At 74.8% G+C, this 10,703-nt stretch carries 9 protein-coding genes and 1 pseudogene; 1 reads left to right on the top strand and 9 read right to left on the bottom strand.

The annotated features are described in order from the left end of the window. Both DKT68_RS28205 and DKT68_RS28200 read right to left on the bottom strand, forming a co-directional pair. Nucleotides 1-900, bottom strand: a pseudogene (locus tag DKT68_RS28205) (transposase); the annotation flags it as partial. Between the two features lie 39 nt (nt 901-939). Next, complete coding sequence (locus DKT68_RS28200; RefSeq protein WP_109820419.1) at nt 940-1,902, bottom strand: DNA primase; 963 nt, start codon at nt 1,900-1,902, stop codon at nt 940-942. A gap of 165 nt (nt 1,903-2,067) precedes the next feature. Between DKT68_RS28200 and DKT68_RS28195 the strand changes: the two genes are divergently transcribed. Next, on the top strand, nt 2,068-2,409 hold the full coding sequence (locus DKT68_RS28195; protein WP_109820418.1) for a PadR family transcriptional regulator: 342 nt from the start codon (nt 2,068-2,070) through the stop codon (nt 2,407-2,409). A 37-nt stretch (nt 2,410-2,446) separates the two neighbouring features. Here DKT68_RS28195 and DKT68_RS28190 read toward each other — a convergent pair whose 3' ends face one another. The 7 genes from DKT68_RS28190 to DKT68_RS28160 all read right to left on the bottom strand — a co-directional run bounded on the left by DKT68_RS28190 (nt 2,447) and on the right by DKT68_RS28160 (nt 10,638). After that, a complete protein-coding gene (locus tag DKT68_RS28190) occupies nt 2,447-3,121 on the bottom strand; it encodes a permease prefix domain 1-containing protein (RefSeq protein WP_109820417.1) in 675 nt (224 codons plus the stop codon). 68 nt (nt 3,122-3,189) lie between these two features. After that, a complete protein-coding gene (cydC, locus tag DKT68_RS28185) occupies nt 3,190-5,025 on the bottom strand; it encodes a thiol reductant ABC exporter subunit CydC (RefSeq protein WP_109820416.1) in 1,836 nt (611 codons plus the stop codon). Further along, on the bottom strand, nt 5,022-6,698 hold the full coding sequence (gene cydD, locus DKT68_RS28180; RefSeq protein ID WP_109820415.1) for a thiol reductant ABC exporter subunit CydD: 1,677 nt from the start codon (nt 6,696-6,698) through the stop codon (nt 5,022-5,024). Before cydD ends, cydC begins: the two co-directional genes overlap by 4 nt. After that, the gene (locus DKT68_RS28175) at nt 6,695-7,702 is read right to left on the bottom strand and encodes a cytochrome d ubiquinol oxidase subunit II (protein WP_109820414.1); all 1,008 of its coding nucleotides are present in this window, start codon (nt 7,700-7,702) and stop codon (nt 6,695-6,697) included. Before DKT68_RS28175 ends, cydD begins: the two co-directional genes overlap by 4 nt. Before the next feature lie 10 nt (nt 7,703-7,712). Beyond that, nucleotides 7,713-8,963: a cytochrome ubiquinol oxidase subunit I gene (locus DKT68_RS28170; protein ID WP_109820413.1), complete on the bottom strand. Its 1,251-nt coding sequence runs from the start codon at nt 8,961-8,963 to the stop codon at nt 7,713-7,715. A 273-nt stretch (nt 8,964-9,236) separates the two neighbouring features. Beyond that, nucleotides 9,237-10,142 (bottom strand): M56 family metallopeptidase, encoded by a 906-nt coding sequence (locus tag DKT68_RS28165; protein WP_109820412.1) that lies wholly within the window; start codon nt 10,140-10,142, stop codon nt 9,237-9,239. 10 nt (nt 10,143-10,152) lie between these two features. Next, nucleotides 10,153-10,638, bottom strand: a complete 486-nt coding sequence (locus DKT68_RS28160) for a BlaI/MecI/CopY family transcriptional regulator (protein WP_236647104.1) — start codon at nt 10,636-10,638, stop codon at nt 10,153-10,155. Nucleotides 10,639-10,703 lie beyond the last annotated feature (65 nt).

Genomic DNA, 10,703 nt, shown 5'->3' with positions numbered 1-10,703 from the left:
CGCGCTGAGCGCAGAGACCAGCGCCTCGCACCCGGCGTCGCAGGCCCGGACGGAGGCGACCGCCTGCCGGACCGTCTCGGCCACGGCGGAGGTGAGCGCCCGGTTCACGGCGGCGCGGCGGGGCGTCTCGGAGATGGCGACCCGCAGCGCGGTGACCGCCTCGTTGATCTCGTCGGCGTCGGCCACCCCGTCCGCCGCGAGGTGCGCGGCGATGGCGTCCGCGGCCACCGAGACCTCACGGCCCCGGGCCACGGTGCCGCCGAGCATGCCCGGCTCGGGCAGCGCGTCGAGCACCGCCAGCGAGACCGGCTCGGCCGGATCCGGGTACGCGCGCAGCGCCGCCGGGTAGAGCTCGCGCAGCACCTCGCGCAGCGCCACGGCGGCGGAGTGCCGACCGCTGGCCAGCGCGGCGTGGGCGGAGAGCACCTGCTTGTAACCGGCGAGGTCCCGGGGCGCCGGCAGGGTGACCGCGGAGAGCGCACCCGCCTGCAACGCGCGGGCCAGGCCGACAGCCCGCCGTTCGGCTGGCGGCGACTGCATCTCCTCCAGGGAGTCGTCGTCGGCGAACCGCTCGGCGAAGTCGTCGACGGAGTCGTCGTCCGCGATCGCCAGGGGCCGACCCGCCGCGCTCAGCAGCGAGGTGACCGTGTGGTCGTCGCTGTCGGCGGCGATGGCCGCACCGCTCGGCCCGCCCGACCGCTCCACGAGCAGCGCGACGAGCTGGGCGTAACCAGCCGCGTCGTCACCGATCTCGCAGACATGCAGCAGACGGCCTGCGTCGTCGACCACAGCGGACGTCAGCGTCGAACCGGCCGAGGCCGGTCGGTCAGCCGAGTCCGCCGAGGCCAGACCGCAGTACACGCGCACGAGCGCCACGGCGTCGTCCTCCTCCCGGGACAGGTCTTTCCTCTGCCAGCAACTGATGCTCCCCGGTACGGGTCAGTCGCGCCAGTCCACGACCGCAGAGATCTTGCCGACAATGGTGCGCCAACCCAAGCTTGCGGTTTGTGCCCCGATTTTCTTCAGCCGCCGCCGGCCCATGAAACCGCCGATCCCGCCGTTGGCGGTGGCGCGCAGCGCCTCGTCCAGGTCGTCGAGGCTGGAGCCGGCGGAGAGCATGTCCAGCACCGCAGGCAGCCGCAACGCGTACGACAGGTCACGTGCGACCTCGCCGGCCTCGATCAGCAGGGTCGAGGACCAGGCGTCGTGGCCGCCGCGCAGGTTCTCCACGACGAGGTCGAGTTCGTAGGTGTCCTCGTCCAGCGGCGCGATGTCGGCCGGCTCCACCCGTTCGGACAATTCATTCCAGCTGTCCAGTTGGGACAGATCGTTGGGCGCCCCGGACCGGATGAAACTGACCAACGACTCGGGCGTCTTGAACAACAGCAGCTTGCCCCGGTGGCTGAGGAAGATCGGCACCTCCTCGTCGTCGGCCTCGTCCGTGACGGTCTCGTCGTCGGTCTCGTCGTCCGCCTCCGCGTCCGCACCGTCGTGGCGAGGCCGGGACGGCTTCTCCTCGTCGGTCTCGGCGAACTCCTCGGCCAGCTCCTCGTCGAGGATGACGACGGTCTCGTCGTCCTCCTCCTCGATCACCTGGCGGCGGGCGAGGAACGGGTCGTCCTGGTCGCGCTCGGTCACGTCGGTCGGGGTCAGCTCGCTCGCCGGCCGGTACGCCCGCAGCGTGAAACCGCTGCCGGCGGGCAGGGCGATCTCCACCGGGTCGATGCGCAGCTCGTCCCAGAGCGACCGGTCGGTCGACGCCGACACGCGGTCGGTCTCCTCGGCCTCGTCGAGATCTGGCTCGGCCGGGCCGGTGGTGTCGTCGAGCTCGGGCTCGTCGGCGTCGGGCCGTTGGGGCGACTGGCGGGCCACGCTGACCTCCGTGTGCTTCGGGTTACCCACCCGCCGGCGTCTCCGGCCGGCAAGTGACTCTGGGCACATACCCTAGTCGGCGACCCTGGGTGACCGGTGCCCGCACCCCGGTGACCGAATGGCGCACCGGGTCGGGCCTGCGGGTCCGTGGCTGCTGGTGGCGGACCGCCCGTCTGACAAGTAGCGTAACTACGCATGAAGGCCCAGGAGTTGCACGGCCACCTCGACGCCCTGCTGCTCGCCGTTCTCGAACAGGGCGCGCTGCACGGCTACGCCATCATCGAGGCGCTGCGGGCGCGCAGCGACGGCAGCCTCGACCTGCCCACCGGCACCATCTATCCGGCGCTGCGCCGGCTGGAGCGCGCCGGGCACGTGGCGAGCACCTGGAGCACGGTCAACGGCCGGGAGCGGCGGACGTACCAGCTCACCGACTCCGGCCGCCGGGCGCTGGCCGGGGAGCGCGCGGGGTGGCGCGAGTTCCGCGTGACGGTCGGTCGGTTCCTCGACCCCGGCAGCCCACCCGGCACCCCCGCCTGAGCCGCCCGGCGTGCTGGCCCCGGCGCGCCGGCGCCGCTCAGCGGGTGGTGGCCCGCAGCCAGCCGTGCGCCGCGCGGGTGAGCGCGAAGCAGGCGCCGCCGATCAGCACCATTCCGATGATCATCGGCGGCCAGGTCAGCGCCGCGTCCCAGAGCCCTATCGACCAGGCGAAGAGGGCGCCGCCGGCCAGCATGCCAAGGACCAGGGTGCCGGTCAGGCCGGCGCCCACCACGCGCTGCGCCGTGGCCAGGCCCGGCCGGGCTGAGCGGGCGCTCGCCGCCACCACCAGGAGACCGGCCACCGCGAGCAGCAGCGAGCCCATCCAGATCCAGTTGACCGAGGCGGAGAGCAGCAGGTAGACGGCCGGCGGGTGCGGGCCGTCGCTCCAGCTCGCCCCGCGCCAGGTCAGATCGCCGGCCACCACCAGCACGCCAGCCACCGCCAGCATCCGCAGGGAGAGGCCGCGCAGTGCACCCACCGCCAGCTCGGCCTGCCAGGAGGGGAGCAGCTGCGCCGGAGAGCCGAACTCGGCCACCGCGCGCCGCTGGGCCTCGGTGGGCGGCACGCCGTCCTCGCGGTACGCCTCGACGGCGTCCAGCAGGCCGTGCCGGGCCTCGGTCAGCAGGTCGGACTTCAGTCGCGCCGGCCCCTGCAACCGGGCGGCAAGCTCCCGCAGGTGCTCCTCCACCAACACGTCCTCACAGCGCGGCATGGCACCACCCTGCCACGAACGCCGGCGCGCCGGCGTCCGGGAGAACCCTGGTCCCTCCCCGAGCCCGGTCAGGGGGCGAGCGCCAGGTACCCGCGTTCGGCCGCGGCCTGGAGCAGCCACTGGTCCCGGTACCAGCCGGGGGCGGCGACCAGCTCGGCGTGGCTGCCGCGCTGGATCACCCGGCCACCGTCGAGGACGACGATCTCGTCCAGCTCGGCCAGCCCGCTGAGCCGGTGGGTGATCAGCAGCACCGAGTGCCCGGCGGGGGTGGCGGCGAGGGCGGAGGCGAGCACCGCGTCCGCGGCCGTCGGGTCCAGACCCTCGGTGGGCTCGTCGAGCACCAGCACCGGCGGCGCGGCGAGCAGGGCCCGGGCGAGCGCGAGCCGTTGCCGCTGGCCGCCGGAGAGTTGGCCACCCTCCTCGCCGACCAGGGTGTCCCACCCCGCCGGCTGGGCGCGTACCCACTCGAGCAGGCCGGCGGCGGCGGCCGCGGCGCTCAGCTCCTCCTCGCCCGCCCCGGCGCGGCCGAGCAGCAGGTTCTCCCGCACCGTGGCGTGGAAGACGTACGCCTCGGCGAGCAACCCGCCGACCGTGCGGGGCAGCTCCTCCTCGGCGTACGACGACAGGTCGCGGTCATCGAGGGTGACCCGGCCGGACGCGGGCCGGACCGCGCCGGTCAGCACGGCGGCCAGGGTGCTCTTGCCGGCGCCACTCGGGCCGACCACGGCGATCCGTCGCCCGGCGGGCAGGGCCAGGCTCACCCGGTCCAGTGCGGGCGCGGCGCCGGCGCGGTACCGCACCGTCACGTCGACGAAGCGCAGCTCGTGCCCGCCGGCCCGGTCCACGTCGGCGGTGCCGTCCGCGTCGACGACGGCGGCGGCCGGGGGAGTGTCCCCGTCGAGCAGGGCGGCCACCCGGGTGAGGCCCGGCCGCAGCTGGGTCCACTGCCGGGCTGCCGACACCAGGGCGAGAGCCACCTCGACGGCGGCCAGGGCGCCGACGGCCAGCACGCCGACCAGCACCCCCGGCACGCCGGCGGCCAGCGCGGCGAGCACCACCGCGGCGGCGGTCAGCCCGGCGACCAGCACCCCGGCGGCGTCCACCGCGAACCCGGTGGCGGCCAGGCGGCGTTCCAACCGGGCCAGCCGGCGGGCCCGCTGCTCGGCGGCCCGCAGTGCGGCGTCGGTCGCGCCGAACGCGGCCAGGTCGGCGGCGCCGTGGGTGAGGTCGATCGCGTCGGTGGCCAGCGCGCCCCGCAGGGGGGCCACCTCGGCGGCGTTGCGCCGGGTGACCGCGGTGGCCAGCGCGGGCAGGGCCACCCCGGCGATCAGCAGGCCGACCGCGAGCGCCCCGGCGGCCGCCGGCGAGATCAGCGCCGCCCCGGCCACCGCCAGCACCCCGACGAGAGCCGCCGCCGAGCCCGGCACCAGCACCCGCAGCAGCAGGTCCTGGACCGCCTCGACGTCGGACACCAGCCGGCTCAGCACGTCCCCGGAGCGGTGCCCGGCGGTGCGACGGGCGGCGAGGGCGGCGAAGACCCGGGCCCGGACGTCGGTGATCATGCGGAGCACCGCGTCGTGCCCGGCGAGCCGTTCGGTGTAGCGGAACACGCCCCGGCTGATCGCCAGCGCCCGGACCGCGACGATGGCCACGGTGAGCCGGTCCAGCGGAGGCCGGCCGGCGGCGCTCATCAGCAGCCAGGTCGCGGTGGCCATCAGGGCGAGCCCGGCGAACTCGGTGGCGGCGGCGAGCAGCCCCGCGCCCACCAGCCGGCGCAGGTACGGCCGGGCCAGCCGCAGCACGGTGCGCTCCGCGGTCGTCCGCCCGCTCGCGGTCGCGCCGGTGACCGGTGCCGCGCCCGACCGGCCCGGCCCGGCCGGCAGCGGCTCGGGTGCGGCGCTCATCGGGTCACCTTCCCGGTCGGCTCGGGCGTCAGCTCGGTGACCCGGCCGTCCTCGATCCGCAGGATCCGGTCGGCGTCGGCCAGCAGTGCCGGCCGGTGCGCGACCAGCAGCGCGGTCCGCCCGGCGACCAGCCGGCGGGTGGCGTCGAGCACCACCGCCTCGGCCGCGGTGTCGAGCCGGGCGGTGGGCTCGTCGAGCAGCACCACCGGGGCGTCCCGGAGGAACGCCCGAGCCAGGGCCACCCGTTGCCGCTGACCGCTGGACAGCCCGTGCCCGCGTTCGCCGAGCAACGTCTCCAGCCCGTCCGGCAGGCCGGCAACCACGTCGTCCAGGGCCGCGTCGCGTACCGCGTCGGCGAGCGCGTCGGGTGGGGTGTCCGGCGCGCCGAGCCGGATGTTGTCGGCCAGGGAGGCGGCGAACAGGTGGGCCCGCTGCGGCACCCAGGCGAGCTGGCGGCGCCAGGCGTCCGGGTCGGCGGAGGCGAGGTCGACCCCGTCCACGGTGATCCGGCCGCTGGTCGGAGCCACGAAGCCGAGCAGCAGGCCGAGCAGGGTGCTCTTGCCGGCGCCGCTGGGCCCGATGATGGCGATCCGTTCCCCGGGCCGGACGGTCAGGGTCACGTCGCGCAGCGCCGTGGTGCGCTCGTACGCCACGGTCACCGACTCGAACCGGATCTCACCTCGCCCGTCCGGGGTTGCCGCGCCCTCGGTGGCGCGGGGTGCGGCGGGCGCGGCGGAGACGGTCAGCGCCTCGTTCAGCGCGGTGAGGCCCTCCATGCTGGCGTGGAAGCGGCTGCCGGCGGCCCGCAGCGGCAGGTACGCCTCCGGGGTGAGCAGCAGCACCAGCAGCGCGGTCTGCAGGGCCAGGCCACCACCGAGCAGCCGGATGCCCACCGGCACCGCTACCAGGGCCACGGACAGGGTGGCGACCAGTTCCAGCACCAGCGCGGACAGGAACGCGATCCGCAACGTCTTCATGGTGGCGACCCGGTGCCCGTCGGCCATCCGGCGGACCACCTCGGTCTGCGCCCGGGCCCGACCGAACGCGCGCAGCGTGGGCAGCCCGGCGACCATGTCCAGGAAGTGCCCGCCCAGCAGGGAGAGGCGGCGCCACTGCCGCTCGGTGGCGGCCTGCGCCTGCCAGCCGAGCAGCGCGCCGAAGACGGGGATCAGCGGCAGGGTCAACGCGATGATCACCGCCGAGCTCCAGTCGGCGAAGACGACCCGGGCCAGCACCGCCAGCGGCACCGTCACGCTGAGCACCAGCTGCGGCAGGTACCCGGTGAAGTACGCGTCCAGCGCGTCCAGCCCGCGCCCGGCCAGGGTGGCGAGTTGCCCGGCCCGTTGCCCGGCCACCCAGCCCGGCCCGTGCCGGCCCACCGCGCCGAGCAGGTCGGCCCGCAGCGCGGCCTTGACCGTGGCGGCGATCCGGGCCGAGATGGTGCCCTGCGCCCAGACGAGCGCCGAGCGGGCGGCGACCGTCGCCACGAAGCCGGTCAGCGCCGGCCGGTCGAGCCGGCCGTCGACGGCGGTGGCCAGCACCGCCGCCAGCGTCGTGGCCTGCGCCACGATCAGCCCGGCGGCCAGCACGCCGAGCAGCGCGAGCACGGCAAGATCGCGCCGGGCCTCGGGGACCCGGCGCAGCAGACGCGGGTCGAAGGGACGGCGGTTCACCAGTACACCGGTGCCCTGCCGTCGGTCCGTCCCCGGAAAACCCACCAGCACATCGCCTGGAAGCCTAGTAGGGCCGGCAGCAGCGGCAGCGCCACCCAGCCGAGCAGGCGCAGCGTCGGTGCGCTGGCGGCCGCGTCGGCCACCGTCAGGGAGGCGCCCGAGTCCGTCGTGGACACCAGCACGTAGGGCCAGAGGGCCGCGCCGACCAGTGCCACCGGCAGCGCCAGCGCCGCGCCGGTGGCGACGAGGGCCCACCCCGGCCGCCGTCGGGCCAGCGCCGTGCGGGCCGCGAACAGCGCCGCCGCCAGCAGCACCGGCAGCAGTACGGCCACCGCCGGCCGCTGGACGGCGTCGCGTACCCGATCGGAGAGCACGCCCACGACGGTGGCCACGGCCACCGCGATGAGAGCCACCGGCACCAGCCGGCGGGCCGAGCGGCCGACCACGGCGGCGTCGGCGGCCGGGAGTCTCAGCGTGAGGAAGGTCGCACCGTGCACCGCGACGAGGGCGACCATGGCCAGCCCGGCTGTGGCGGCGAACGGGGTCACCAGATGCGACACCCCGGCCACGTGCCCGTCGGCGTGGCGGGGCACTCCCTGCAGCAGCGTGGCCAGCAGCACGCCCCAGCCCAGCGCGGCGAGCACGCTGCCCACCACCACGACCCGGTCCCAGCGTTCGCGGATGCGCTCGTCGGTGGGCCGACTGCGCAGCTGCACTCCCGCTGTCACCAGGACCACGCCGGCCAGCGCGCCGGCGACCGCCGGATAGCACCCGGACAGCAGCTCGCCCTCCAGCACCGGGAAGGCGCCGAAGAGGATGCCCACGGCGGCCACCAGCCAGACCTCGTTGCCGAGGAAGAACGGGCCGAGCGCGGTGAGGGCCGCCCGTCGCCCGGCCGGGCCACCGCCCCGGGCGAGCAGCAGCCCGACGCCGTAGTCGTAGCCGGCGAGCACCAGGTAGGCGCCGAAGAAGAGGCCGAGCAGGGCGTACCAGGCGAGGTCCACGGTGATCTCCTCAGGCGAGGGCGGGTTCGGGCTGTGCCGGCTCGTTCGGCGGCGCCGGCGGACGGCCGAGCGGCGGATCGACCGCGCCGCGGGTCGCGTGCCGGGCGAGCAGCACCCAGTTGGTGACGGCGAGGGTGCCCAGCAGCAGGCTGAAGCCGATCAACGAGGCGAGCATCACCGGCGCGCCGACCGGGGAGACCGCCTGCTCGGTGGGGAGCAGCCCGTACGCCACCCAGGGCTGACGGCCGACCTCCCGCGCGATCCAACCGAGGATCACCGCGACGAACGGCAGTGGCAGCGCGAGCAGGACCAGCCAGAGCGGGAAGCGCAGCCGGATGATCCAGTCCCGGAAGAGCAGCGGGAGCAGCAACCAGACGCAGCCGAGAGTCAAGCCGATCAGGATCATGAAGCCCAGCCCGACGCTGGCCAGCACGGGCGGGGTGTAGTCGCCCGGCCCGAATCGCGTCGTCCACTCGGTGATCAGCGCCTGGGCCTCCGGGCCCTGGCCGAACTTGGTCGGCTGCACCTCGCCGACCGGCCCGAACTGGGCGAACCCGAAGCCCTGCACCAGGGTGATCGCCAGCGCCGCCGTGACCAGGCCGATCCGCAGCGAGGTGCGGAAGAGCGCGAAGTCGGGGGTACGCCGGATCAGGTGCCAGGCGCTGACGGCCGCCATCAGCATCCCGCCGACCAGCAGCGCGGCCGAGACCACGTGCCCGAACGCCATGCCGAGGCTGGGGTTGCTGAGCAGCGCGCCGAAGTCGGTGAGGTGGGCGATCCCGTCGCGTACCTCGTACCCGACCGGGTGCTGCAGCCAGGAGTTGGCCACCATGATCCAGAACGCCGAGGCGTACGCGGTGATCGCCACGCCCCAGAGCAGCGCGAGGTGGACGCCCTTGCCGAGCCGGTGCCAGCCGAAGATCCACATCCCGAGGAACGTGGACTCCAGGAAGAACGCCACCAGCGTCTCGATGGCCAGTGGCGCGCCGAAGACGTTGCCGACGTAGCGCGACAGGCCGCTCCAGTTCAGACCGAACTGGAACTCCATGACGATCCCGGTGGCGATGCCGAGGACGTAGTTGATCACGTAGAGCTGGCCCCAGTAGCGGGTGAGCCGCTCCCAGGCCGGGTTGCCGGTGAGCACCCAGGCGGTCTGCATCACGACCAGCAGGGTGACCAGCCCGAGCGTGACGACCACGAACAGGAAGTGGATCGAGGTGGTGGTGGCGAACTGCAGGCGGGCGAGGAGCAGGGTGTCCATGGCCAGCTCTCCGTAGCGTTGGCTCCCTTGTCGTAGCCACCCTACACGTAGCTTCGCTACACGTTTGACTACTACGAACTGTCGTAGGAAAGCCTACTACGATTCGTAGTAATTGTGGGGGTGGGGTGATCGTGCTCGATCCTGGATGTAGTGGTCTCCGGGCGGCAGGATGCCCCTAGATCCTGGATCAAGCGGGATCTTGGGGTTGCGGGCATGGCTGCGCCCCGCCGGGGCCGTGCTGGACCCCGTACGGCTGTCGGGTGGCGCCTCAGCTCAGCTCAGGAAGAGGGTGATCGGCAGGGCGGCCAACGTGGTGGCGACGGCGAGGGCGGTGGTGCTGAGCACCCGGGGTGGCCGGTCGCTGACCAGCAGCCGCTGGACGCGTACGTCCAGGTCGCGGTCGCCGATGCCCAGCGCGCCGGCCGGGGTGACCCGGTGACCGGCGGCGGCGAAGCGGCGCAGCGCGCCCGCCAACGGCGCCTCGGCGTGCAGCTCCCGCGCCTTGTCGTCGGCGCGCATCTCCACCAGCAGGGCGACCCGCTCGTGTGCGTCGCGGACCCAGCGGAACCACGGCAGCGCTCGGCAGAGCGCGGTGAACGGCAGCAGCACCAGATCGTGCCGCTCGTGGGCGTGCGCGCGTTCGTGGCTGAGCACCGCGGCCAGCTCCGCCCGGTCCAGCAGGCTCAGCGTGCCCGCGCTGACCACCACCTGTGGCTTCACCCCGGGCAGGCAGTACGCGGCGGCGCTCGGGTGGTCCAGCACCAGCGCCCCGGGGGCGGCCGGGTCGTCCCGGGCGACGAGGGTGAGCAGGTCGCGGTGCCGGCGCTGGGCGCGGACGGTGCCGTGGATGCTGCGCACCGTCGTGGTTACCAGCACCGCCCCGATGCCGAAGCCCACCCCCACGCCGGCCAGGTGGAAGGCGGTCACCCCGACCGGCAGGGCGCCGTGGGCGAGATCGGTGGCCAGGGCGAGCAGAGCGCTCCCGGTCGGCAGGTTGTAGGCGGCCAACCCGAGCGCGATCGGCAGGCCCATCGCGGAGAGGCCCAGCGCCAACCCGACGGCCTGCCAGCAGATGATCGCCACCCGGGGGCTGCGCCACGTCCAGGTGGAGCTGGCGAGCACCTGAGCGGTCAGATAGCAGGCCAGCATGGTGGCGGCGAAGTGCACGGCGTAGGCCATGGCGCGCGCCCTACCGCTCCGCTGCCTCGCCGGCCGGCCGCCGGCCCGCCGGCCCGTCCACGCGGTCGGTCAGCTCGGTGCCCGTGTCGCCCAGGCCCGGCCCGGCCGGGTGCGGGGAGTCGGGCGGGGTCAGCCCAGCCTCGCTGCCCAGCGCCGCGCGCAGCACCTCGGCCTCGGTGCCGGTGACCGAGCGGGCGAAGCGCACCAGCGCCGCGTCCCGGCTGCCACCCAGGTCGAGGGCGTCGAGCATGAGCTGGGCGATGTGCGCCTCGCGGCTGGCCGCCGGCCGGTACCGCCAGGCCCGGCCCTCCCGCTCCCGCTGCACCATGCCCTTGCCGGCGAGCCGGTCCAGCACGGTCATCACCGTGGTGTACGCCAGCTCGCGGCCGTCGAGCGCGTCGGCCACCTCGCGCACGGTCACCCCGTCCGACGTGCCCGGGACCACGTCCCACAGCACGTCCATCACCGCACGCTCAAGATCGCCCAACCGAGTCACCCCGCAATCCTACCCCCGGTAGTAGACCCACCACTCCCCCACGCCTGTCCCTTATACACATCTCC

This window comes from Micromonospora acroterricola (assembly GCF_003172955.1).
Taxonomy (GTDB): domain Bacteria; phylum Actinomycetota; class Actinomycetes; order Mycobacteriales; family Micromonosporaceae; genus Micromonospora; species Micromonospora acroterricola.
Note: the sequence above shows the minus strand (reverse complement) of the source record. Positions and strands in the feature narration are given on the sequence as shown.